At 68.5% G+C, this 24267-nt stretch carries 23 protein-coding genes; 11 read left to right on the forward strand and 12 right to left on the reverse strand.

Annotation, left to right across the window (positions count from 1 at the left end):
* The first annotated feature begins 147 nt into the window (after positions 1-147).
* The 3 genes from cysS (at position 148) to IC535_RS02045 (ending at position 3324) form a co-directional block, all read left to right on the forward strand.
* Positions 148-1521 carry a cysteine--tRNA ligase gene (cysS, locus tag IC535_RS02035; RefSeq protein WP_228884477.1) on the forward strand — a complete coding sequence of 458 codons (1374 nt, stop codon included), beginning with the start codon at positions 148-150 and terminating at the stop codon, positions 1519-1521.
* Positions 1522-1615: 94 nt separating this feature from the next.
* On the forward strand, positions 1616-2065 hold the full coding sequence (locus IC535_RS02040; protein WP_228884476.1) for a SufE family protein: 450 nt from the start codon (positions 1616-1618) through the stop codon (positions 2063-2065).
* Positions 2062-3324, forward strand: coding sequence for an MFS transporter (locus tag IC535_RS02045; protein WP_228884475.1), 1263 nt, complete (start codon positions 2062-2064; stop codon positions 3322-3324). The genes IC535_RS02040 and IC535_RS02045 overlap by 4 nt, the downstream gene beginning before the upstream one ends.
* A 419-nt stretch (positions 3325-3743) precedes the next feature.
* Here the strand turns inward: IC535_RS02045 and dksA are convergent, their stop codons facing one another.
* Positions 3744-4991: an RNA polymerase-binding protein DksA gene (gene dksA, locus IC535_RS02050; RefSeq protein WP_228884474.1), complete on the reverse strand. Its 1248-nt coding sequence runs from the start codon at positions 4989-4991 to the stop codon at positions 3744-3746.
* A gap of 284 nt (positions 4992-5275) precedes the next feature.
* Between dksA and yidD the strand changes: the two genes are divergently transcribed.
* Genes yidD through IC535_RS02065 form a run of 3 tightly spaced genes read left to right on the forward strand, consistent with a single transcriptional unit; the run spans position 5276 to position 7714 of the window.
* Positions 5276-5521, forward strand: coding sequence for a membrane protein insertion efficiency factor YidD (gene yidD, locus IC535_RS02055; RefSeq protein WP_228884473.1), 246 nt, complete (start codon positions 5276-5278; stop codon positions 5519-5521).
* Position 5522: 1 nt separating this feature from the next.
* Positions 5523-6869, forward strand: coding sequence for a dihydroorotase (locus tag IC535_RS02060; RefSeq protein ID WP_228884472.1), 1347 nt, complete (start codon positions 5523-5525; stop codon positions 6867-6869).
* Positions 6869-7714: a M23 family metallopeptidase gene (locus IC535_RS02065; RefSeq protein ID WP_228884471.1), complete on the forward strand. Its 846-nt coding sequence runs from the start codon at positions 6869-6871 to the stop codon at positions 7712-7714. Before IC535_RS02060 ends, IC535_RS02065 begins: the two co-directional genes overlap by 1 nt.
* 77 nt (positions 7715-7791) lie before the next feature.
* Here the strand turns inward: IC535_RS02065 and IC535_RS02070 are convergent, their stop codons facing one another.
* From IC535_RS02070 to efp, 5 genes are all read right to left on the reverse strand, one after another.
* On the reverse strand, positions 7792-8499 hold the full coding sequence (locus IC535_RS02070) for a squalene/phytoene synthase family protein (RefSeq protein ID WP_228884470.1): 708 nt from the start codon (positions 8497-8499) through the stop codon (positions 7792-7794).
* Between the two features lie 132 nt (positions 8500-8631).
* Positions 8632-9312, reverse strand: a complete 681-nt coding sequence (locus IC535_RS02075; protein WP_228884469.1) for a phosphoglycolate phosphatase — start codon at positions 9310-9312, stop codon at positions 8632-8634.
* Positions 9305-10036 carry a bifunctional 2-polyprenyl-6-hydroxyphenol methylase/3-demethylubiquinol 3-O-methyltransferase UbiG gene (gene ubiG, locus IC535_RS02080; RefSeq protein ID WP_228884468.1) on the reverse strand — a complete coding sequence of 244 codons (732 nt, stop codon included), beginning with the start codon at positions 10034-10036 and terminating at the stop codon, positions 9305-9307. The genes IC535_RS02075 and ubiG overlap by 8 nt, the downstream gene beginning before the upstream one ends.
* A gap of 16 nt (positions 10037-10052) precedes the next feature.
* Positions 10053-11396: a TRZ/ATZ family hydrolase gene (locus tag IC535_RS02085; RefSeq protein WP_228884467.1), complete on the reverse strand. Its 1344-nt coding sequence runs from the start codon at positions 11394-11396 to the stop codon at positions 10053-10055.
* Between the two features lie 203 nt (positions 11397-11599).
* Positions 11600-12169, reverse strand: coding sequence for an elongation factor P (efp, locus tag IC535_RS02090; RefSeq protein WP_228884466.1), 570 nt, complete (start codon positions 12167-12169; stop codon positions 11600-11602).
* Positions 12170-12293: 124 nt separating this feature from the next.
* On the opposite strand from efp, the gene epmB reads away from it, so the two are divergent.
* Entirely contained in the window at positions 12294-13298 is a 1005-nt protein-coding gene (gene epmB / locus IC535_RS02095; protein ID WP_228884465.1) for an EF-P beta-lysylation protein EpmB, read from the forward strand.
* Positions 13299-13368: 70 nt separating this feature from the next.
* Here the strand turns inward: epmB and IC535_RS02100 are convergent, their stop codons facing one another.
* From IC535_RS02100 to IC535_RS02110, 3 genes are read right to left on the reverse strand one after another with little or no spacing between them, the layout of a single operon-like run.
* Positions 13369-15495: a putative bifunctional diguanylate cyclase/phosphodiesterase gene (locus tag IC535_RS02100; RefSeq protein WP_228884464.1), complete on the reverse strand. Its 2127-nt coding sequence runs from the start codon at positions 15493-15495 to the stop codon at positions 13369-13371.
* The gene (locus tag IC535_RS02105) at positions 15492-16415 is read right to left on the reverse strand and encodes a phosphate/phosphite/phosphonate ABC transporter substrate-binding protein (protein ID WP_228884463.1); all 924 of its coding nucleotides are present in this window, start codon (positions 16413-16415) and stop codon (positions 15492-15494) included. The genes IC535_RS02100 and IC535_RS02105 overlap by 4 nt, the downstream gene beginning before the upstream one ends.
* Positions 16416-16475: 60 nt before the next feature.
* Positions 16476-17243 carry an RNA methyltransferase gene (locus IC535_RS02110; protein WP_228884462.1) on the reverse strand — a complete coding sequence of 256 codons (768 nt, stop codon included), beginning with the start codon at positions 17241-17243 and terminating at the stop codon, positions 16476-16478.
* 122 nt (positions 17244-17365) lie between these two features.
* Here IC535_RS02110 and IC535_RS02115 point away from each other — a divergent pair, with 122 nt between their 5' ends.
* Positions 17366-18193 (forward strand): inositol monophosphatase family protein, encoded by an 828-nt coding sequence (locus IC535_RS02115; RefSeq protein ID WP_228884461.1) that lies wholly within the window; start codon positions 17366-17368, stop codon positions 18191-18193.
* Between the two features lie 719 nt (positions 18194-18912).
* On the opposite strand, the gene htpX is transcribed toward IC535_RS02115, so the two are convergent.
* Positions 18913-19785, reverse strand: coding sequence for a protease HtpX (htpX, locus tag IC535_RS02120; RefSeq protein ID WP_228884460.1), 873 nt, complete (start codon positions 19783-19785; stop codon positions 18913-18915).
* A 92-nt stretch (positions 19786-19877) separates the two neighbouring features.
* Between htpX and gluQRS the strand changes: the two genes are divergently transcribed.
* The 3 genes from gluQRS to phaR all read left to right on the forward strand — a co-directional run bounded on the left by gluQRS (position 19878) and on the right by phaR (position 22306).
* Positions 19878-20774 (forward strand): tRNA glutamyl-Q(34) synthetase GluQRS, encoded by an 897-nt coding sequence (gluQRS, locus tag IC535_RS02125; RefSeq protein WP_228884459.1) that lies wholly within the window; start codon positions 19878-19880, stop codon positions 20772-20774.
* Between the two features lie 61 nt (positions 20775-20835).
* Positions 20836-21576 (forward strand): acetoacetyl-CoA reductase, encoded by a 741-nt coding sequence (gene phbB / locus IC535_RS02130; RefSeq protein ID WP_228884458.1) that lies wholly within the window; start codon positions 20836-20838, stop codon positions 21574-21576.
* 193 nt (positions 21577-21769) lie between these two features.
* Positions 21770-22306: a polyhydroxyalkanoate synthesis repressor PhaR gene (gene phaR, locus IC535_RS02135; protein ID WP_228884457.1), complete on the forward strand. Its 537-nt coding sequence runs from the start codon at positions 21770-21772 to the stop codon at positions 22304-22306.
* A 67-nt stretch (positions 22307-22373) separates the two neighbouring features.
* Here the strand turns inward: phaR and IC535_RS02140 are convergent, their stop codons facing one another.
* Positions 22374-23324 carry a TraB/GumN family protein gene (locus IC535_RS02140; RefSeq protein ID WP_228884456.1) on the reverse strand — a complete coding sequence of 317 codons (951 nt, stop codon included), beginning with the start codon at positions 23322-23324 and terminating at the stop codon, positions 22374-22376.
* Positions 23325-23327: 3 nt separating this feature from the next.
* A complete protein-coding gene (locus IC535_RS02145; RefSeq protein ID WP_228884455.1) occupies positions 23328-24266 on the reverse strand; it encodes a DUF1684 domain-containing protein in 939 nt (312 codons plus the stop codon).
* Between the last annotated feature and the right edge of the window lies 1 nt (position 24267).

Consider the following 24267-nt stretch of genomic DNA (forward strand, 5'->3'; position numbering starts at 1 on the left):
ACATTACCCTTCCGCGGCGCATCTGCCCATAGCCCGGCCCGACCGGAGTACCCCGACGGGTGCCCGGGACGGCCGCCCGGCCCGGCGCTGGCGGCCGATGTGATCTAAAATCGAGGGCTTGCCCCCTTCCCTCCCGCCACGGCCCCCATGACCCTGCACCTGCACAACAACCGGACACGCAAGCTCGAACCGTTCATCCCGCTCGATCCGACCTGCCCGACCCTGTATCTGTGCGGCCCCACGGTCTACAACTACGTGCATATCGGCAACGCACGCGGCCCGGTGGTGTTCGGGGTGCTGGCCGACCTGCTGCGGCGCCGCTTCGGCGGGCTGCGCTACGCCCGCAACATCACCGACGTGGACGACAAGATCAACGCGGCGGCGCGCGAACAGAACGTGCCGATCTCCACCATCACCGACCGTTTCGCCGCGGCCTACCGCCAGGACATGGCGGCGCTGGGCGTGACCCCGCCGGACCTGGAGCCGGAGGCCACCGCGCACATCCCGCAGATCATCGCCATGGTCGAGCAGCTGATCGCAGGCCAGCACGCCTACGTGGCCGAGGGCCACGTGCTGTTCTCGGTGGCCTCTTTCGCCAACTACGGCAAGCTGTCGGGCCGTTCGCTGGATGAGATGCTGGCCGGGGCGCGGGTGGATGTGGCCCCGTACAAGCGCGACCCGGGCGACTTCGTGCTGTGGAAGCCGTCCAGCGACGACCTGCCCGGCTGGGACTCGCCCTGGGGCCGTGGCCGCCCGGGCTGGCACATCGAGTGCTCGGCGATGGCCGCCGCGCACCTGGGCGAAACCATCGACATCCATGCCGGCGGGGTCGACCTGCAGTTCCCGCACCACGAAAACGAGATCGCGCAGAGCGAATGCGCGCACGGCGGCAAGACCTTCGCCACGGTGTGGCTGCACAACGGCATGCTCAACTTCGGCGGCGCCAAGATGAGCAAGTCGGTCGGCAACATCGAGCGCGTGCATGACCTGGTGCGCAAGTACGCGCCCGAAGCCCTGCGCTATGCGCTGCTGTCGGCCCACTACCGGCAACCGCTGGAATGGTCCGATGGCCTGATCGAACAATCGGTGCGCACCCTGGACCGGCTGTACGGCACCCTGCGCGACCTGGCCGATGTCCAGGCCACCGCCGCGATCCCGGCCGAGATCGAAGCGGCGCTGGACGACGACCTCAATACCCCGCAGGCCCTGGCCGAACTGGCCCGCATCGCCGGCGAAGCACGCAAGGCCGACCCGGCCGGGCAGGCACGCTGGAAGTCGGCGCTGCTCGGCGCCGGCCTGGCACTGGGCCTGCTGCAGCAGGATCCGGCCGCGTGGTTCGGCAACGCCCCCGGCGATGCCGACGACGACGCCCGCATCCAGGGCCTGATCGACGCGCGCAACGCGGCCAAGCAGGCCCGCGACTTCGCCGGCGCCGATGCGATCCGCGACCAGCTGGCCGCCGAAGGCATCGTGCTGGAAGACACCGCCCAAGGGGTTCGCTGGTCGCGCAGGCGCGCCTGATTCCCCACGACATACGCCCGGCCACGGACGGCCGGGCTGCATCCCCCGCAACTGCAGGTCACCCACGGACGGCGAACACCGACCCGGAGCCCCCATGACCACCGCATCCCCGTTTCCGCTTGAACCCACCGCCGCCGCCGCCCAGGCTGCCATCGCCGAGGAATTCGCCTTCTTCGGCGACTGGTCCGAGCGTTACCAGTACCTGATCGACCTTGGCCGCAAGCTGCCGGCCTTCCCCGAGGAATGGAAGACCGAACAGCACCGCCTGCTCGGCTGCCAGTCGATGGTCTGGATCGTGCCGGAAGGCAATGCGCAGGCACTGCGCTTCCATGCGATCAGCGACTCGGCGATCGTTTCCGGGCTGATCTACCTGGCGCTGCGGGTGTATTCGGGGCGCTCGGCGGCCGAGATCCTGGCCACCGAACCGAGCTACATCCAGGACATCGGGTTGTCGCGCCACCTGTCGCCGACCCGCAGCAACGGCGTGGCGGCGATGCTGGCCTTCATCCGCGACACCGCGCAGTCGCAGCCCGCCCAGCCGTGAGCCCGGCCAGCCCGACCGACAGCGAGGACAGCGAGGACAGCGCGCTCACCCTGCTGGCCCGGCCCGGCTTTGCGCTGCTGCTGGCCTACCGGATCTGCGCGATGCTGTCCTACCAGATCGTGGCGGTGACGGTGGGCTGGCACATCTATGAAGTGACCCGCAATCCGTTCTCGTTGGGCCTGGTCGGCCTGGCCGAGGTGCTGCCGTTCTTCTGCGTGGCCCCGTTCGCCGGCTACCTGGTGGACCACCTGCCGCGCCGCCGGTTGGGCATGGCCGCGGCCAGCGGGCTGGTGTTGACCGCGGTGGTGCTGACCGCCGTGACGCAGGGCTGGCTGCCGTTCCACGGGGTGTGGCCGATCTATGCGGCGATCGCCCTGACCGGCATGGTCCGCGCGTTCCTGTCGCCGATCTACAACGCGCTGTTCGCGCGGGTGCTGGAACGCCGGCAGTACGCCCGCGGCGCCGGGCTGGGCGCGGTGGTGTTCCAGGCCGGGATGGTGCTCGGCCCGGCGCTGGGCGGGCTGCTGGTGGCCTGGGGCGGCAAGGGGGTGGCCTACGCGGTGGCAGTGGCGGTGGCGACCATCGCGCTCGGCTGCCTGGCGGCGCTGAAGGTATCCGAGCCGGTGCACAGCGGCCCGGCCGCGCCGATCTTCAAGAGCATCGCCGAGGGTGCGCGCTTCGTGCTGGGCAACCGGATCATGGTCGGGGCGATGGCACTGGACATGTTCTCGGTGCTGCTGGGCGGGGTGGTGGCGATGCTGCCGGCCTTCCTCAAGGAGATCCTGCACTACGGCCCGGAGGGCCTGGGCATCCTGCGCGCCGCACCGGCGCTGGGGTCGGTATGCGTGGGCCTGTGGCTGGCGCGCCGGCCGCTGCAGCGCAATGCCGGCCGCGTGCTGCTGTTCGCGGTAGCCGGTTTCGGGCTGTGCGTGATCGGCTTCGGGCTGTCGCACAGCTTCTGGCTGTCGGCGCTGATCCTGCTGTTCTACGGGGCCTTCGACGGGGTGTCGGTGGTGATCCGCTCGACCATCCTGCAGTTGGCCACGCCGGAGGAAATGCGCGGGCGGGTGTCGTCGATCAACGGCATTTTCATCAGCTCCTCCAACGAGCTGGGCGCGTTCTACGCCGGCACCATGGCCCGCCTGCTGGGCCTGGTCCCGGCGGTGGTGCTGGGCGGCTTTGCGGTGCTGAGCGTGGCCGGCATCACCGCCTGGAAAAACCCCACCCTGCGCCGCCTGAACCTGCGCGACCTGCAATAGCCGCGCGCACCCGGTAGTGCCGGCCGCTGGCCGGCTGCCGTTGCCGCTGCGGTTGCTATTTCGTTGCCGTTGCAGTCGGCAGGTGCCGACCGTTGGTCGGTGCGCTTTCGCCAGAGCCAAAGCGAACGCCGAAGCCCTGGTTTGCACATGCGCCTGGTTGGGGTCGCCGGGTATGGGTTTGCGGGGGACGCCGCAAGTACGTCCTTGTAGGCTTAGCAGCGCCATCCATGGCGCCGATACCCCCGCAAACCCATACCCGCCGCCCCTTCGACGGTTGGTCGGTACGCACGGGAAGGAAAAAAGTGCAGCGATGTCCGAGCCACGCTGGGACATCGCGGCGCCGGAACGAAGAGCGTCAATCGACGGCCACAAAAAACCCGGCCGAAGCCGGGTCCTGTATGCAATCAACGACCAGACGATCAGTCGCCCTGCTGCTTCTGCAGGTGCTCCCAACGCTCCTGGGCGTCGATGGTGCGCTCGGCGGTGAGACGGGCTTCCAGACGGTCCAGGCCGATCTCTTCGCCGGTATCCACGCAGTAGCCGTAGTCACCGTCTTCCAGACGCTTGAGCGTGCTGTTGATCTTGCCGATCAGCTTGCGGTAACGATCGCGGGTACGCAGTTCCAGCGAGTTCTCGGTCTCGCGGGTGGCGCGCTCGGCTTCATCGCCGATATCACGCACTTCTTCCTGCAGGTTGGCGATGGTCTGCTTGGATTCCTCGACCAGATCATTGCGCCAGTGCTGCAGGCGCTGGCGGAAATACTCCAGCTGCAGCGGGCTCATGTATTCCTCTTCCGCACTCGGCTTGTAGCCGTCGGGCAGGATCGGACGACCGGTGGCTTCGTCAGTCTTGTACTCCACCACCTTGACCTTGGTGCGCGGGGCCGGGGCGGCCGAACGTGCTGCCACGGCAACGGCGACCTTGCCGACCGGACGCGGCACGGACTTGGGGGCGGACTCGGACTTGGCGGGGGTTTTTGCAGGCGATTTCGAAACGGGCACGGGATTCTTGTTTTGCGGGGCTTTCGAGGCGGGGGCTGCCGCTACCGGCGCCGGCGCGGAGGCCGGAGGGGCAGCAGGCTTGGCCGCGGACTTGGCCGGGACAGACTTGGCCGGCGCCGGCGGAGCCGGCTTCGGTGCGGACTTCACTACGGGTGCTGCAGCCGGCTTGACGACCGGCTTGGTTGCCACAGTCTTGCTGGCCTTTACCGGCTTGGCCGGCGGCTGCTTGGCCGCCACCTTCTTGACCGGTGCAGGTTTGGAGGCCGGCTTGGAAACGGCCGGCTTCACCGATTTCTTGGCCACCGGCTTGCTGGCGGCAGCCTTCTTCACCGGCGCCTTGGCAACCGGCCTGGATGGCTTGGCCACGGCAGCCTTCTTGGCCACCGCCTTCTTGGCGACCGGCTTGGTCGCCGCGGCCTTCTTCACCGGCGCCTTGGCGACGACCGGCTTCTTGGCTACGGCTTTCTTGACCGCCTTGGCCGGGGCCTTGGCCGTCGATTTCTTTACGGGTGCCGTCCTGGCCGCCGGTTGTTTGGATGCAGGCTTGCCAGCCGGCTTGGTGGCCGGTTTCCTGGCAACGGTCTTGGCCGCCAACTTCTTTACAACAGGCTTGGCGGTTTTCTTGGCGGCCTTGACGGCCTTCTTTGCAGTTTTTTTAGCAGCCACGAAACGCTCTTCCTTGGATTCCCCGGGGCCCGGGAAAGCGGGCCTTTATAGCCTACCCGACCAGCAGCAGCAACCACACCGCCTGCTCCGTTCAGTCCCGGAGTCGCCAGGGGTGCGACCGGTCCGCCTGGCGGGCGGGCCGAGGTGCGCAGTTCGGAACCTGACCCGGCGACAACGCCGGGGTGGTCCGCCACGCGCGTGGGCGCGGACGGGTCCAGTGCCCCATCCTGCGACAAATGCGGCCTTCATGCCAACTGCTCTAAGATAGAAAGGTGATCTCACGCATGCTCATCGCCCTGCTGCGCTTGTACAAGCGGTTCATCAGCCCGTTGCTGGGGCCGCGTTGCCGCTTCATGCCCAGCTGTTCTGAATACGCCATGCAGGCCATCGCCGTGCATGGCCCGGCGCGTGGCAGCTGGCTGGCCGCGCGCCGGCTTGGCCGTTGCCATCCCTTCCATCCCGGTGGTATCGACGAGGTGCCGCCGCGCGCCACGGGCGAGGCCACCTGCCGCTGCACAGGAAAACACTGAAATGTCCTCCACGCTCATCGTCAACGCCCGCCTGGTCAACGAAGGCCGCATCACCGAAGGCGACCTGCGCATCGAGAACGGCCGCATCGCCCAGATCGGCGCCGGCCTGGAGGCCCGTCCGGGCGAGACCGTGGTCGACGCCGCCGGCCGCTGGCTGCTGCCGGGCATGATCGATGACCAGGTGCATTTCCGCGAACCGGGGCTGACCCACAAGGGCGATATCGCCACCGAATCGGCCGCGGCCGTGGCCGGTGGCCTGACCAGCTTCATGGACATGCCCAACACCAATCCGCCCACGCTCAACGCCGAGGCCCTGCAGGCCAAATACGACGCCGCGGCCGGCCGCGCGCGGGCCAACTACGGCTTCTACATGGGCGCCAGCAACGACAACCTGGCCCACATCCAGTCGCTGGACCCCAGGACCGCGCCGGGCATCAAGGTGTTCATGGGCGCCTCCACCGGCAACATGCTGGTGGACAACCCGGAAACCCTGGACGCGATCTTCCGCGACGCGCCCACGCCGATCATCACGCACTGCGAAGACACCCCGATGATCGATGCCAAGGCCAAGGAGTACGCCGAAAAGTATGGCGATGCCCTCAGTGCCGAGCAGCACCCGGACATCCGCTCGCGCGAGGCCTGCCTGAAGTCCTCCGAGCTGGCGGTGTCGCTGGCCAGGAAGCACGGCACCCGCCTGCACGTGCTGCACATCTCCACCGCCGACGAGCTGGCGCTGTTCGAGCGCGGCCCGCTGATCCGCGCCGATGGCAGCCGCAAGCAGATCACCGCCGAAACCTGCATCCACTTCCTGCGCTTTGACCGCAGCGACTACGCGCGGCTGGGCAACCTGATCAAGTGCAACCCGGCGATCAAGGAAGCCAGCGACCGCCAGGCGCTGACCCGCGCCCTGGTCGAGGACGTGATCGACGTGCTGGCCACCGACCATGCCCCGCACACCTGGGAAGAAAAACAGAAGCCCTACGCGCAGGCGCCATCGGGCCTGCCGCTGGTGCAGTACGCCCTGGTGGCCGCGCTGGAACTGGTGCATGAAGGCCAGCTGGAGATCACCCAGGTGGTGCAGAAGTTCGCCCATGCCCCGGCCCAGCTATTCGATGTCAGCCAGCGCGGCTTCCTGCGCGAAGGCTATTTCGCCGACCTGGTGCTGGTCGAAGACGTGCCCTTCACGGTCAAGCGCGAGGACATACTGTCCAAGTGCGGCTGGTCGCCGTTCGAGGGCACCACCTTCCGCTCGCGGATCGCCTCGACCTGGGTCAACGGCCAGCTGGCGTGGGATGGCGACAAGCTGGTGGGCGCGCCGAACGGCCAGCGCCTGAGCTACGACCGCTGATGCGGGCGCGTGTTCTGGGCCTGGCCCTGCTCGCGGCCGGTGCCGCCGGCATGGCCGCCCTGCTGCCCGCCCCGGCCATCGCCCAGGCCGACAGCCGGGTGGCATTCCCGGCCAGCGCTTCGCAGGGCGCGATGGTGATCGGCAAGGTGCCGGCCGGCAGCACGGTGCAGTACGCCGGCCGCACCTTGCGGGTAAGCGGCTACGGCAGCGTAGTGCTGGGCATCGGGCGCGACGAGAAAGGCCCGCTGCAGATCCAGGTCCTGCGCCCCGATGGCGGCAGCCAGACGGTGCAGATCGCGGTGACCGCGCGCGATTGGCCGACCGAGCGGGTCAACGGCGTGCCGCCCAAGACCGTCAACCCGCCGCCGGCGATCGCCGAACGGATCAAGCGCGAGCAGGCCCAGGTCACCGCCGCGCGCGCCCGCGACGACAACCGCGCCGACTTCGCCCAGGCCTTCATCTGGCCGGTGCAGGGCCGCATCAGCGGCCGCTTCGGCAATGCGCGGGTCTACAACGGCCAGCCCGGCGCGGGCCATTCGGGGATGGACATCGCCGTGCCCACCGGCACCCCGGTCAAGGCGCCGGCCGCCGGCGTGGTGACCTTCGCCGGCCCGGACCTGTACCTTACCGGCGGCACCCTGCTGCTGGATCACGGCTTCGGGATCAGTTCGAACTTCCTGCACCTGTCGCGGATCGATGTGAAGGTCGGCGACCGGGTCGAACAGGGCCAGGTGATCGCCGCGGTCGGCGCCACCGGCCGCGCCACCGGCCCGCACCTGCATTGGGGCATGAACTGGTTCGACACCCGGATCGATCCGCTGCTGGTGCTCGAACGCGGCAAGTAATCGGCGCGCGGCCAAAACGCGTACCGTCGTAGGTCCACGCCATGCGTGGATGCCGCGCGGCGCGCGGCGCGCGTGGATCACCCCCTTCCGGCCCACCACGTGCGCAGCAAGGTGCGCACCGGGGTGACCTTCAGCTCCCGGCCCTGCGCACGGGCCTGCAGCCGGCTGCGCGCCAGCGAGGCATACAGGCGGCGCGGGCGCGGGCCGGCCACGCGGGCCGGCCAGCCGGCCAGCAACTGCTGGGCCCACAGCTGCGCCGCATCGCCATGGCCGGCGTCCAGCAGCGAACGCGGCACCGCGGCGACACCGGCCTCGTGCAGGCGCTGGGCCAGGGTCTGCACCAGCACCGGGGCGGCCACGTCGCCGCGCGCCGGGGTATCGAACACCACCGCCTCCACCGCCGCCACCGCGGCGGCATAGGCCTGCAGGCCGGCCATTGCCTGCGCCGGGTCCAGCGGCGCGGCACGGGCGTCGACCAGCGCCGGCAACGCCTGCGCCAGTTCGGCCCACGGCGCGCGCAGCGGCTCCAGCAGGCGGCCCAGCGGGTGCCGCGAACGTTGCCCGGCCCAGCTGCGCAGTTCCTCGCCCCACCAGGCCAGCTTGGCGTCGGCCGGCATCGGGTCGCCGCCGGTATTGAGGATGTCGTCGAACTCCTGCAGCAGCGTGAACCACGCCACCACCAGGTTGCGTTGTGCCAGCGGCACGAACGGCTCGGCCACCGACCATTCCGGCCAGCGGGTCCGCCACTTGTCCAGGAAACTGTCGAGGGCGCTGGAAGTTGTCACGGGTAATCCTTGCAATGGGGGGTGCCCACGTGGGGTGGGTGCCTGCCGGGTTGGTTGACGTACCCACCAACGGTGGTTACCTGCCGGTGGTGGCGTAGCCACCAACGGTGGCTACCTGCCCGCGTCGCGCCGTCAGCCGCGGGCCGGAGGCCAGGCGTCGGCGCGCTGCAGCTGCGCGGGTTGTTCGACCATGGTTTCGGCGCCCCACGCCAGCGGGTCGTCGGCGTCCAGGCGGTAGCCCCACAGCGCCGCCACCGACGCCATGCCCGCCGCGTTGGCCGCGACGATGTCGCGTTCGTCGTCGCCCACGTAGATGCAGGTGGCCGGGACGATGTTCATGCGCTCGGCCGCGGCCAGCAGCGGCAGCGGGTGCGGCTTGCGCTGGGCCAGGGTGTCGCCGCCGATCAATACCTTGCAGCGGCTTTCCCAGCCCAGTTGCGGCAGGATCAGCCGGGCCAGGTACTCGGGCTTGTTGGTGACGATGCCCCACACGCAGCCGGCCGCATCGAGTGCGTCGAGCATGCCGGCCACGCCGTCGAACAGTCGCGCATGCTGGCCGATCAGGGCTTCGTAGCGGGCCAGGAACTCGGGCACCAGCGCATCGCGCTCGACCTGACCAAGCTCGGGGAAGGCCACCGACACCATCGCGCGCGAGCCCTTGGACACCACCGGGCGCAGGGCGTCCAGGCGGATCGGGGCGCGGTCGCGCGCGGCCAGCATCGCATTGACGGTGGCCAGCATGTCCGGCGCACTGTCCAGCAGGGTGCCGTCCAGGTCGAACAGCGCCGCCTGCGGGAAACGGGACTCAGACACCGGCGGCCTCGTCGGGCTTGACCGCATGCGCCAGGTAATTGATGTCGGTGCGTGTACTCAGGCGCGCACGGTTGCGCCACGGCTCATAGGCCATGCCGCTGACATCGCGCAGGTTGAAATCGGCCTGCCGCAGCCATTTGCCGAGTTCGGCCGGCTTGATCAAATCCTGGTAGTGGTGGGTGCCCTTGGGCAGCAGCCGGGCCACGTATTCGGCGCCGACGATGGCCACCGCGAACGCGGCCGGGGTACGGTTGATGGTGGACAGGAACAGCTGGCCGCCCGGCTTGAGCAGGCGGTGGCAGGCGGCGATGATCGCGCCCGGGTCCGGCACGTGCTCGAGCATTTCCATGCAGGTGATGGCATCGAAGCTGGCCGGCTGTTCGGCGGCCAGGTCCTCGGCGGCCTGCAGGCGATAGTCCACCGTCACCCCCGACTCCAGGCTGTGCAGGCGCGCCACCTTGACCAGTTCCGGAGCCAGATCGATCGCGGTGACCTCGGCGCCTTCGCGGGCCAGCGCTTCGCTGAGCAGGCCACCACCGCAGCCGATGTCCAGCACGCGGGCACCGCGCAGGGGCAGGCGCGTGGCCACGTACTGCAGGCGCACCGGGTTGAGGGCGTGCAGCGGCTTCTGCGGGCCATCGGCGTCCCACCAGCGGTTGGCGAGCGCGGCGAACTTGTCCAGTTCGGCCTGGTCGAAATTGGTGGAAGCGTGCGGGGCGTTCATGGGGGTCCTTGGTGCATCAAGCACGGATATGGCGGATGCGCTCGCGCCACTGGCGGGCGTTGGCGACGATCGCGGCGGTGTCCATGCCGACCAGCTCGCGCTGGACCAGCTTGGGCTGGCCGGCGATCCAGACATCGCTGACCTGGTGGCGGCCGGCGGCATACACCAGCTGCGACAGCACGTGGTGCAACGGCTGGGTTTCCAGCGCCGACAGGTCCACGCAGACCAGGTCGGCCTGCTTGCCGACCTCGATCGAGCCGATGCGCTCGCCGAAGCCCAGCGCGCGGGCGCCGCCCAGGGTGGCCGCACGCAGCGTGGTGGCCGCGTCCAGCGCGGTGGCGTCGTTGGCCACGGCCTTGGCCAGGATCGCCGCGGTGCGGTTCTCGCTGAACATGTCCAGGTCGTTGTTGCTGGCGCAGCCGTCGGTGCCGATCGCCAGGTTGACCCCGGCGCGCTGCAGGGCGCAGGCCGGGCAGAAGCCCGACGCCAGCTTGAGGTTGGATTCGGGGCAATGCACCACGCTGACCCCGCGCTCGGCGCACAGGTGGATTTCCGCCTCGGTCAGCTGGGTCATGTGCACCGCGATCAGGCGGTCGTTGACCAGCCCCAGCCGGTCCAGCCGCGCCAGCGGGCGCTGGCCGTGCAGCTTGATCGAGTCGCTGATCTCCTGCGCGGTTTCATGCGTGTGCAGGTGCACCTGCATGTCCAGCTGGTCGGACAGCATGCGCACGCGTTCGAAGTTGGCATCGTTGACCGTATACGGCGCGTGCGGGGCGAACGAGGTGCCGATCAGCGGATCGCCGCGCCACTGGTCGTGCAGCTGCCCGGCCTTGTCGAAGTACTCGTCGTCGGTCTTGGCCCAGGCAGTGGGGAAATCGATGATCACCGCACCGACCAGCGCACGGAAGCCGTGCTGCTTGTAGACCGCGGCCTGGACGTCGGCGAAGAAATAATTCTCGTTGGCGCAGGTGGTGCCGCCGCGCAGCATTTCGGCGATCGCCAGGGTAGTGCCGTCGGCCACGAATTCCGGGCCGATCACCGCCGCTTCCACCGGCCAGATGTGCTGCTGCAGCCACACCATCAGCGGCAGGTCGTCGGCCACCCCGCGCAGCAGGGTCATCGGGTTGTGGGTATGCGCATTGACCAGGCCCGGCATCAACGCCGCCTCGGGGCGCGACACGGTCTGGGCCGGCGCAAAGCGCGCGCGCGCTTCGGCACGCGGCAGGATGGCGATGATTTCGCCGGCGCGCACGGCCACGGCATGGTCTTCCAGCACCACCGCATGCGGTTCGATCGGGACCACGTAACCGGCTTCGATCAGCAGGTCACAGGTTTCGGGAATGCGGGCGGTGTCGGTCATGCGGGCTCACTTGTCTGGGCGGACGACCCGGAGGCATGGGCGACCGGGCATGTCTGGGGGTAGAGCCGAGCCTTGCTCGGCTGCGCGGCGCCCGGAAAGCCGAGCGAAGCCGGGCATGGCTCGGCTCTGCACGTAATCCGACCTCTGGCCGTCAACAGCAGCCGACCAACGGTCGGCTCTACACGTAATCCGGCTTCACCGGATTACTTGCCTGCGCGCGCGGAGTATTCGCCTGAGCGGGTGTCGACCTTGATGATTTCATCCTGGTTGACGAACAGCGGCACGCGTACCACCGCGCCGGTTTCCAGCGTGGCCGGCTTGCCGCCGCCGCCGGAGGTATCGCCGCGCACGCCCGGGTCGGTCTCGGTGATCTTCAGTTCGACGAAGTTCGGCGGCTGCACGAAGATCGGCTCGCCGTTCCACAGGGTGACGATGCAGGACTCTTCGCCCTTGAGCCACTTCTCGGCGCCGCCCATGCCGGCCTTGGTGGCCTGGACCTGCTCGAAGGATTCGGGGTCCATGAAGTGCCAATGCTCGCCGTCGGCGTACATGAAGTTCATGTTGGTGTCCACGACGTCGGCCTTTTCCACGTCATCGGTCGCCTTCATGGTCATTTCCACCACGCGGCCGGACTTGATGAAGCGGTATTTCATGCGGGTGAAGGCCTGGCCCTTGCCCGGCTTGACGTATTCGGTCTCGGTGATGACCGCCGGTTCGTTGTTGATCAGGATTTTCATCCCGTTCTTGACGTCATTCATGCCAACAGTGGCCATGTTGAAACTCCTGAATGGGCAAACGCCGCGCAGGCGCGGCGAGCCGGATAGAATGGAAAACCCACCGGCACCGGTGGGGTGACTCGTTTTTCTGACCGACATGATAACCGCAGGCCCCCATTCCATGCAGCTTTCCGCCACGCCCCTGCCCACCCCCGTGCGCTGGCAACAGCTGTGGCGCGAGGCGGTCCGCGACCCCCGCGAGCTACTGGCGCGGCTGGGCCTGGACCCGGACCAGCTGCCGCTGTCGGCCGAGGCCGCCAGCCAGTTCGCACTGCGCGTGCCGGCCGGCTTCATCGCCCGGATGCGCCATGGCGACCGCCATGACCCACTGCTGCGCCAGGTGCTGCCGGTCGACGATGAAATGCAGGTGGTGCCTGGCTTCAGCCTGGATGCGGTCGGCGACGGGCTGGCCAAAAAGGCCACCGGGGTGATCCAGAAGTACCGCGGCCGGGCCCTGCTGGTAGCCACCGGCAGCTGCGCGATCAACTGCCGCTACTGCTTCCGCCGCCATTTCGACTATGGCAGCGAGAACGCCGCCCGCGAGGGCTGGCGCGAGGCGGTGGCGGCGATCGCCCAGGATCCGGACATCGACGAGGTGATCCTGTCCGGCGGCGACCCGCTGTCGCTGGCTACCCACAAGCTGGTCGAGCTGACCGATGCGCTGCGCCGGATCCCGCACCTGCGCCGGCTGCGCATCCACAGCCGCCTGCCGGTGGTGCTGCCCGAGCGGGTCGACGAGGAGCTGGCGCAGTGGCTGGCCAGCCTGCCCTGGCCGCTGGCGTTCGTCATCCATGCCAACCATGCCAACGAGTTCGATGCCGGCGTGGATGCGGCGATGGCACGGCTGCGCGCGGCCGGCGCCACCGTGCTCAACCAGGCGGTGCTGCTGCGCGGGGTCAACGACAGCCTGCAGGCGCTGCAGGACCTGAGCGAGCGCAGTTTCGCCGCCGGGGTGCTGCCGTATTACCTGTACCAGGTCGACCGGGTCGAGGGCGTGGCCCATTTCGAAGTGGACGATGCCACCGCCAAGGCCCTGCACGCACAGCTGACCGCGCGACTGTCCGGCTACCTGGTGCCCAAGCTGGTCCGCGAGATCTCCGGCGACAGCAGCAAACGGCCCGTTTAAGCGCATGTAAAAAAGGGGACGGGTGTAATTAAGCGAGCTTAATTACACCCGTCCCCTTTTTTTGGGGCGCTCAAACCCCCGATTCGATCAGCGCCACCACCTCGGTGGCGCTGACCGGGTGGCTCAGCCAATAGCCCTGGCCCAGGTCGCAGCCGCGCTGGCACAGCAGGTCGAACTGCACTTCCTGCTCGATGCCCTCGGCCACCACGGTGATCCCCAGGGCATGGGCCATGGCGATGATCGCCGTGGTCAGGGCCAGGTCGTCCGGGTCGCGCTGCATGTCGGCCACGAAGCTCTTGTCGATCTTGACCCCGTCCACCGGCACCTGGCGCAGGTGGCTCAGGCCGGAGAAGCCGGTGCCGAAGTCGTCCAGCCACACCTTCACCCCGGTGCGGTGCAGCTTTTCCAGCAGCGCCGCGGCCAGCATTTCATCGCCGATCACCGCCGTTTCGGTCAGCTCCAGGTGCAGCCGCGAGGCCGGCAGCCCGGTGTCGCGCAGGCAGTCGGCGACCAGGCTGGGCAGCTCGCCGCCGCGCAGCTGGCGCGGGGACACGTTGACCGAGACGAACAGGCCCTCGCCATCGGCCCCATGCGGCCATTGCACCGCCTCCATGCAGGCCGCGCGCAGCACCTTGGGCCCGATCACCTCGATCAGCCCGCTCTGTTCGGCCACGTCGATGAACACCGACGGCGGGATCGTGCCCAGCGCCGGGTGCTGCCAGCGCAGCAGTACCTCCACCCCGACCATGCGCCGGTCGCGGGTGCGGAAGATCGGCTGGTAGACCAGCCGCAGCTCGCCGCGCTCCCAGGCCCCGCGCAGCTCCTGTTCCATGTGCACGCGGCGTTCGACCGCATGGTCCATGGCCCGGCTGTAATAGCGATAGCAGTTCTTGCCGGCCACCTTGGCCTGGTACATGGCGATGTCGCCGTTCTTCAGCAGCGTGGTGGCGTCGGCGGCATCGTCGGGGAACAGGGTCACCCCGATCGAGGTGCCCAGGAACAGCTCCCTGCCCTGCACCACCAGCGGCTTGCCCAGTTCGCGCACCAGGATTTCGGCCAGCTGGCGCGCGCCGCCGGCCACATCGCCCTCGCCGAGCAGGATCACGAATTCGTCGCCGCCAAACCGCGCCAGCAGCGCCTCGTCGCCACCGGCCTGGGCCACCGCGGTGCTGATGCGCTGGGCGAACTGCAGCAGGGCTTCATCGCCGGCCTCGTGGCCGAGGGTGTCGTTGACCCGCTTGAAATCATCGATATCGGCAAACAACAGCGCCAGCCGTTGGTTGGAGCCGCGCGCGGCCATCAACCGGTGGTCCAGCGCCTCGCGGAACGCCAGGCGGTTGGTCAGCCCGGTGAGGGCGTCGGTATAGGCCATATGCCGCACTTCGCGGTCATGCCGGGCAATGGCCTCGCTCATCCGGCCGAATGCGCGCACCAGTTCGCCCACTTCGTCGTGGCGCTTGTTTTGGAGCAGCTGCGGGCGGTAATCGCCGGTCTCGATCTGGCGTGCGGCCGATGCCAGCCCGCGGATCGGGGCGACCAGGGTGCGTTGCACATAGACGATGACCACCACGCCGATGGCGATCAGCAGGCCCAGCATCAGCAGCAGCCAGCCCAGGTGGCGCTTGCCGACCTGCTGCAGGCGCTCGCCCAGGGTCTGGTTGGCGCGCCGTTCCATGCTCTGCACATCGTCCAGCGCCATGCCGACCCGGACCCCGCCGATGCGCTGGTTGCCGATCATGATCGGCATGGCGTTGTCGAGCACCTTGGGCGATTGCTGCACCACCAGCGTGCGCGCGGCCACCGCCGCGGCGGCGAGCGGGTCGCCCATCGGGCGGCCGAATTCGACTACCTCGGTGGAACCGTCGTGGATCAGCCTGCCGTCTTCGTCGAACACCAGCACATAGCGCACCACCTGCTGCCGGGAGGTATTGCGCACCAGGGCACCGACCTGCTCCAGGTCGTTGTAGTACAGCGGGTTGGCCAGCGCATCGGACAGCTCGCGCGCCAAGGCCTCGCCGCGGCTGCGCACGCTGCGGTCGAACAGATCGTGGATGACCGTGCCGCTGAGGCGCTGCACCTCATCCTGCATGCTGGCCTGGCGCCCCAGCACCACCGCCACGATCACCACCACCACCAGCATGGCACCTGTCATGGCCAGGACGAAACGCGCCTGTATTCCGGAACCCAACCGCCTCATTCCACTTCCATCCGCACGCGTGCCAGCCCTTGTTTCAATTCATCCAACCGGTGCTGCATCTGCGCATCCACCCGATGGAACCCGGACGTACCAAAAAACTGTTTCAACGCCGGCCCGGCCTGCGGGTCGGACGCGGCCTGCAGCAGCACCTGCTGCAGGCGGTCGCGGACCCTGGGATCGAGCCCGGCGCGGACCATTTCCACCGCACGCGGGTACGGCTCGGTGCGGTGGATGACGCGGAAATCGCGCAGGAAGCTGGCCGGGACCCGGCGCCCGTCGGACCAGTCCACGCTGCTCACCGCCCCGGCATCGACCACGCCCTTGTGCACCAGGGTGGCGATATTGCCTTCCGAGCGCGCGAACACGTAGCCGACCGTATCGGGGGCGGCGGTATCGCGCGCGGACAACAGGATCTCCGGGGTCAGGCCCTGCTGCAGCAGGGTCATCACCGGCACCAGGTAGGCGCTGGTGGAGGCCGCGTTCTGCAACGCCAGGGTCCGGCCCCGGAGATCGGCCAGGCCGGCGATGGCGCTGTCGCGGCGCACGAAGAACACGGTGTGGTAGTCGCGCACGCCGCTGCGCTCGGTCAGCAGCAGCGGCTGGGCGCCGCTGCGCAGGCCCAGCGCCACGGCGGTACCGGAGGTTTCGGTGACCCAGTCGACCCGGCCGCGGCGCAGGTAGCTGGCCATCTGCGGGGCATCGGGCGCCATCAGGATGCGTCCTTCGGTGATACCGACTTCGCCCATGCGCGGGACCACGTAATCAAGCAGGGGTTGCAGTTGCGCATAGTGTGCTTTGGGGTTGTCGCTGATCCGGCCCAGCACCAGGACGTTGTGCGGGCCCGCTGCCACCGGCCCGGACACCAGGGCGATGACCAGATACAGCAGACTTGCCTGCAGCAGCCATCGCAGTCCCGGCACTCCATCGCTCCCCCCAAGGAATCCGGACAGCCTACCCGAAAAAATGAGAACTGCGTCAGCTCATTCCGGCTTGTGGGTCGCCAATCGCGCCATCCGCTGCGCGTCGGACAGGATGCCGCGCAGCAGCCGCACTTCCTGTTCGCTCAAGCCGGTGCGCAGGAACAGCCGGCGCAGTTTGCGCATCGCCGATTCGGGGGCGCGGCCCTTGTGGAAGTCGATGTCGTCCAGCGCCTGGCCGAGCTGGCCGAACAGGCCTTCGACCTGGGCGTGGCTGGCCGGCTGTTCGCGATGCTCCGGGTCGGCCGGCGCGGCCGCGGCAACCCCGCCCAGTGCGGCCATGCGCAGTTCGTAGGCCAGCACCTGCACCGCCGCGGCCAGGTTCAGCGAGCTGAAATCCGGATTGGACGGGATATGCACGGCCAGGTGGCACAGCTGCAGTTCCTCGTTGGTCAGCCCGGTGCGCTCACGGCCGAACACGATGGCGACCTCGGCCGGCTCGGCGGCCTTGGCCAGGGCGCGCTCGGCGGCCACCGCCGGCAGCAGCTCTTCCAGCTGGACCCGGCGCGCACGCGCGGTGCAGCCCAGCACCAGGGTGCAGTCGGCCACCGCTTCGGCCAGGGTGGCCACCACCGGGGCGTCGCCGAGCACGTCCTCGGCGCCGGCCGAGCGCCGGAACGCTTCGTCATCCAGCGGTTTCTCGGGGGCCACCAGCACCAGCCGGCCCAGGCCCATGGTCTTCATGGCACGCGCGGCGGCGCCCATGTTGCCGGGGTGCTGGGTGCCGACCAGGACGAATCGGATGCGGGAAGGAGCGGTTTCAATGGACATGAACAGGCCAAACGCGAGCAGACAAGCCACAGATGGTAAACTGTGCGACCGGCCTCTGCGCCGGGACCGCTCTTTTCCCCCGCCAATCCCCCCCTACTCTGCCTTTCCGGGAGCTTTTCGCCATGCAGAAACCCGCCGTCACCGTCATGGTCAAGGCCGCCCGCCTCGCCGGCAATGTCTTGTTGCGCAACATCAACAAGCTCGAGGCGTTGAACGTCGTGCAGAAGGGCCGGATGGACTATGCCAGTGAAGTCGATGCGGACGCGGAAAAGGTCATCGTCAAGGAACTCAAGCGCGCCTATCCCGAGTACGGGATCATGGCCGAAGAGGGTGGCGTGCAGGGGGCGAACCGGTACATGTGGGTGATCGACCCGCTGGACGGCACCAGCAACTACCTGCGTGGCTTCCCGCACTACTGCGTCTCCATCGCCCTGGTCGAGAACGGCGAGCCGATCGACGCGGTGATCTTCGATCCGCTCCGCAATGAACTGTTCACCGCCAGCCGCGGCGCCGGTGCGGTGCTCAACGACCGCCGCATCCGCGTGGCCGACCGCAAGGACATGGCCGGTGCGATGATCCATACCGGTTTCGCCCCGCGCGAGCGCGAGCGCGCCAGCGCCCAGCTCAAGGCGGTCGATGCGCTGCTGGTGCATGCCGAAGACGTGCGTCGCACCGGTTCGGCCGCGCTGGACCTGGCCTATGTGGCCTGCGGCCGTGCCGATGCCTACTTCGAGGCCGGCGTGAAGGCCTGGGACATCGCCGCCGGCGTGCTGCTGGTACGCGAGGCCGGTGGCCGGGTCTGCGATTACAAGGGCGCCACCCCGGCACGAATGGACAGCCGGGGCCCGGAGACGCAGCAGATCGTGGCCGGCAACGTGAAGAACACCGACGCGCTGCAGAAGGTGCTGGTCAACACCGGCTATGCCGCTGAGTTCGACGCCAGGTTCTGATCGGGTTGATGTGAGATTCAAGCGACGGCGCCTTCGGGCGCCGTTTTTTTTTTTGGGGTCCGCGCGTAGAGCGCTGGCTGTTCGATTTTTCCTGCGCAGGTCGAGGACAGGGATGCCCTGGCCGGACACGCGTGAACCCATCCATGGGGCTTATCGCGGCATCCATGCCACTCAAAGTCCGGCCAGGGCATCCCCGCCCTCGCCCCCTCAGTTCTCCGCGACGACCGGACACGAGATCATAAGCATCGCGCGCCCGGCACGTTCGGGTTGCCGCTCAGCCACGCAAGGCGTGGCTCTACGGCGCAACAACTCGCTCGACCCAATGCCATCTGCCTTTGACTTCCAGTCCGCCGACGCATGACCGTCTGGGGGGAGCGGGGTGGAGGGGGTAGCGGGGCTTTGAGCAGCATGGGTCGGGCGTATACGCCCAACGGGTTGGGCAGGAGCCCAACCCCGGTCTTGCCGTGTGCGCAGGACAGCGCACACGCGCAAGCTGCGATAAGCCCCATGGATGGGTTCACGCGTGCCCCGCTACCCCCTCCACCCCGCTCCCCCCGCGCGCAGAGAACGAAAACGCTAGTGGTTCCCAGAGCGGGAAGGCCAGCACGCGAAAGCTATTTGCATTGCGCACCGACCCACTGTCGGTACCTACCAATGCCCCCAAACAAAAATGCCCGACCAACAGGCCGGGCGCTTCTTTTAAACCAACCACCACCGCATCACGCCACGGTGTTGCTCGCGGCCTTCAGCGCGGCAATGCGCTCCTCCAGCGGCGGGTGGCTCATGAACAGCTTCCTGGCGGTGGAACCGGCGATGCCGAAGGCGGCGATCTGGGTCGGCAGCGTGCTCTGGCCGTGGTTGAGCTTCAGCCGCTCCAGTGCGGCGATCATCTTCTGGCGGCCGGCCAGGTGCGCACCGCCGGCATCGGCGCGGAATTCGCGGTGGCGCGAGAACCACATCGAAATCATCGTCGCGAACACGCCGAACACCATCTCCAGCACGAACACGATGATGTAGTACGCAAAACCGCGGCCGCCGCCCTCGCGGTTGCCCGATAGCGCGCTGTCGATGAAACCGCCGACGATGCGTGCCAGCACGATCACGAAGGTGTTCAGCACACCCTGCAGCAGCGCCATGGTGATCATGTCGCCGTTGGCGACGTGGGCGATTTCATGGCCCAGCACCGCTTCGGCCTCGTCCTCGCTCATGTTGTGCAGCAGGCCGGTGGACACCGCTACCAGCGCCTTGTTGCGGTTGGCGCCGGTAGCGAACGCATTGATTTCCGGGCCGTCATAGACCGCCACCTCCGGCATGCCGATGCCGGCCTCGCGCGCCTGGCGCTCGACCGTGGCCAGCAGCCAGCGCTCGGTGGGATTGCGCGGCTCGGTGATCACCACCGCGCCGGTGGACCGCTTGGCCATCCACTTGGACAGCAGCAGCGAAATGAACGAACCACCGAAGCCGAAGATTGCCGCCATCACCAGCAGGCCGCTCATCTGGCCGGGGTTCACGCCCAGCACCGACATCACGATGCCGGCCAGTACCAGCACGGCAAGGTTGGTCAGAAGGAAAAGCGCAATGCGACTGAACATGGGGGAAAACGCTCACTGGAGGTTGATGGAGACAAATCTGCGGTGACTTTGGCTTGAATTCAAGCTGCAAACTGACCGACGATTCATAGTTCATGTCGATGACTCCCTACTGCGGCCGCTTCGCGCCCTCGCCCACCGGCCCCCTGCACCCCGGATCGCTGCTGGCCGCGCTGGGCAGCTGGCTGCTGGCCCGGCATGCCGGCGGGCGCTGGCTGCTGCGTATCGAGGACATCGACCCGCCCCGCACCGTGCCCGGCGCGGCCGAGCAGCAGCTGGCCGCGCTGGCTGCGCTGGGGCTGGCCGGCGATGGCCCCGTCGTCCGCCAGAGCCAGCGCGAGGCCCTCTACCAGGCTGCCGTGGACCGGTTGCTGGCCCAGGGCAAGGCCTTCGCCTGCGCCTGCAGCCGCCGCGACCTGGCCGACCAGCACGGCATCCACCATCGCTGCGTGGCGCGCAGCACCCGGTCCCAGGCGGCCATCCGCCTGCGCGTGGCACCGGGCAGCGTGGTCGGGTTCGACGACGGCCTGCGTGGCCGGATCGAACAGGACGTGCATGCCCAGCTCGGCGATTTCGTGCTGCGCCGCGCCGACGGCTACTGGGCCTACCAGCTGGCGGTGGTGGTCGACGACGGCGCCCAGGGCGTGACCGAGGTGGTCCGCGGCGCCGACCTGCTCGACTCCACCCCGCGCCAGATCCTGCTGCAACGCGCGCTCGGCCTGCCCACCCCGGCCTACCTGCACCTGCCACTGCTGCTGGACGCGCACGGCCGCAAACTGTCCAAATCCGACGCGGCCGCGCCGCTGGACCCGGCCCGGCCGCTGCCGGCGCTGCGCCAGGCCTGGGCCCAGCTGGGCCAGGACCCGCAGCTGATCGCCGCGGCCACCGATGTGCCGGCCACGCTGGCCGCGGCGCAGGCCGGCTTCGACCCGGCCCGCCTGCCGCGCACCGACCTGCGGCTGCCGGCGTGCGCGCCGCTGCCGCCCCGTTGAGGCCGGCGATGTTGCAGAATCCCCTTCCCCTTGTTGGCCCTGCCTTTCGGAGTAGCTGCTCATGACATCTCGCGTCGCACTGGTCACCGGCGGTACCGGCGGCATCGGTACCGCCATCTGCCAACGCCTGGCCGACCAGGGCCATCGGGTCGCCACCAACTACCGCGACCAGGCCAAGGCCCTGGCCTGGCGCCAGACCATGCTGGCGCGCGGCTGCGATGTGGCGATCTTCCCCGGCGACGTGTCCGCTCCGGATACCGCCGAGGCCATGGTGCATGCGGTGGAAGCGGACATGGGCCCGGTCGAGATCCTGGTCAACAACGCCGGCATCACCCGCGACACCACCTTCCACCGCATGCGTGCGGACCAGTGGCACGATGTTATCAACACCAATCTCAACTCGGTGTTCAACGTCACCCGCCCGGTCATCGAAGGCATGCGCCGGCGCGGCTGGGGCCGGGTCATCCAGATCAGCTCGATCAACGGCCTGAAGGGCCAGTACGGCCAGGCCAACTACGCCGCCGCCAAGGCCGGCATGCACGGCTTCACCATCTCCCTGGCACGCGAGAACGCCGGGTTCGGGATCACCGTCAACACCATCTCGCCGGGCTATGTGGCCACCGACATGGTCATGGCGGTACCGGATGAAGTGCGCGCCAAGATCATCGCCGACATTCCCACCGGCCGCCTCGGCAAGCCGGAGGAAATCGCCTACGCGGTGGCCTTCCTGGTCAACGAGGAAGCGTCCTGGATCACCGGGTCGAACCTGGACATCAACGGCGGCCACCATATGGGGTGGTAACGGTTACACCCATGGGCCCGCTCGTTCTGCGCAGCAAAACCCCGCCACGCAGCGCAGCCGGCGCTGCGACCGCACGGAATTGCTGCACCTTTGCTGCGCAACATGAAGAATCCAGCTTCATGACCAAATGAGGTTGCAACGCCTGCTGCACTGCGCCATGCTGCGCGCCTACTGTGTGATGAGTGACCGTTTCATGGCTGCGAACCGCATTATCAAGAAGTACCCGAACCGCCGGCTCTACGACACCGAGATTTCCAGCTACATCACCATCGAGGACGTGCGCCAGCTGATCCTGGACGGGGAAGATTTTGAAGTCCGCGACGCCAAGAGCGGCGACGACCTGACCCGTTCGGTGCTGCTGCAGATCATCGCCGACCAGGAACAGGACGGCGAACCGATGCTGTCCACCCAGCTGCTCAGCCAGCTGATCCGCTTCTACGGCGATTCCCTGCAGGGCTTCATGGGCAATTACCTGGAGCGCAGCATGCAGGTGTTCCTGGACCAGCAGCAGCAGTTCCGTCAGCAGATGGGCAACCTGCTCGGCCAGACCCCGTGGGCGATGATGAACCAGCTGACCGAACGCAACCTGGAACTGTGGCAGGACTTCCAGCGCAACATGGGCAGCGGCTTCGGCCCCCGTCCGGGCGGTACCTCGACCGGTACCGGCGCCGGCAAGCCCGACGCCCCGGCACCGGGCGCAGGCGCAAGCGCAGGCAAGACCCGCCGCTGACCGCTAAAAAAAAGGGGACGGGTGTAATTAACGCACGGCGTTAATTACACCCGTCCCCTTTTTTGCTTCAGCGCCTGGGCTTGGCGCAGGCGGTGCACACCCGCTCGACCTGGTAGCCCTTGGCGCGCAGTTTGTCGACCACGCCATCCTCGCCCAGCAGGTGCAGCGTGCCCACCACCACCAGGGTGCCGCCCTGCCCGGCCTGCAGGTGCTGCTGCAACCGCGGCACCCAGGCATCGTTGCGGTCGGTGTTGATGCGCTTGTACAGCTGCGGGTACTGGCCGCGCATTTCCGCCGCCATCGCGTTCCACAGCAGCTTGTCATCGCCGCGGCGCCAGGCGTCATGCAGCTTGCGCGCCATCGCATCGGCCTGGTCGGCCTGGTCCAGCGCCTCGGCCACCATCTGCTGCTGCTCCTGCGCCGACATGCCCGACAACACCGCCACCTGGGTGTCGATGTCCTCCAGGCCGGCGGTCTGCTTGCCGGCCGCGGCGGCGCGGGTCATGAAATGACGGTCCAGGCCCAGCGCCGGGTCCAGGCCCAGCTTGGTGAACTGGCTCAGGGTGATGGTCAGCCCGACGAACCACGGCTTCATGCCCTGCAGCTGGGCCAGCGGCAGGTTGTTGTCGCGCGCGTAGGCCTGCAGCTTGGTCCAGGTTGCCGCATCCAGGTCGCGCTTGAGTTCGCTGCCGTCGCTGCGCATCGCCGCCTGCAGCATCTTCTGGCCCAGCTGCGGGGATTGCATGTCCTGCGGCGACAACTCGAACACCACCCGCCTGGAGGCGCTGAACGCCTGCTCGACATCGGCCGACAGCGGATAGTCCTGCGCCCGCAGCAGATGGAACGAACCCAGCAGATAGACCCGGCTGTCGCCCGGCCCGGTCACCTTCCACAACAGCGGCACCGGCGCGGCGGCCCTGGCCGGCGGGGCCTCGCCACGCGCCTGGGCGGGCGGGCTGGCCAGCAGCAGGCTGGCGGCAATCAACAACGGGGTCAGCAGACGCGACAACATCGACATGGTTCAGGCCTCTCCTTCAGGGGCATGGTAGGCCTGCTCGCCGGCGTCCACGCGCAGGTCCAGCCGGTTTTCCGGGGGCGACAACGGGCACGTCGCAAAGGGGGTGAACGCGCACGGTGGATTGTAGGCGTGGTTGAAATCGATCAGGACCTGGCCGGTGGCATCGGGCGCAGCCACGTCCAGGTAGCGCCCGGCCGGATAGCTGCCATGGCCGCTGGTGCGGTCGGCGAAAATCACGAACAGCGCGCGGCCGGGTTCGCCGATCGCTTCCAGCCGCCAGGTGCGGCCATCGCGCTCGAACTCCAGCGCGCCGGCGTTGGGCATCGGCGTGGTCAGACCGGTGATGTCCACGATCGGCAGGGTCTTGCCCGGCGAGTGCGGCAGGAAGCGCGCCCGGACCTGCCAGGACGGGCCGCCGGGCCAGTACTGCAAGCCACTGAAATTGGCGCGCGTCGGCGCGTCGGCATGCTTGACCCGCAACGCATCGCGCTGGCCGCGGTGGATCAGGCTCAACTGGCCTTTGCCGCCGTCGAAGGCGATCAGGGTCGGCTGGGGGTCACGGTCGCTGAAGAAACGGATGCGGCCGGTGACCGGCGCGCCCTCCACGCTGACCGCCACGCCGCGCTCGGGCGTGAACCACAGCCCCTCGCCCTGGCGCGCCACCATGCCCAGCTTGTCCGGCCCCACCGCCAGGCGGATGCCGCTGCCGGCGCCGCTGCCGATGTAGTGCGCCTTGTGTTCCAGCCAGTGCAGGCCGACCAGGCTGGTCCAGCCATCGGCCGCATGCAGTTCCTGGTAGCGCTGCTGGCGCCACTGCTGCTGCGCGGCGGCGAATGCCGGGTCCACCGCAGCCGGCGCCGCCGGTGCCGCATCCTTGTCGCCACAGCCGGCCAACCCCAGCGCCAGCAATGCCGCGCCCAGCCCCCTTGCCCAGATCCGCATG

Origin of the sequence: Stenotrophomonas rhizophila (assembly GCF_020857975.1) — a bacterium.
In the GTDB taxonomy this organism is placed as follows: domain Bacteria; phylum Pseudomonadota; class Gammaproteobacteria; order Xanthomonadales; family Xanthomonadaceae; genus Stenotrophomonas; species Stenotrophomonas rhizophila_C.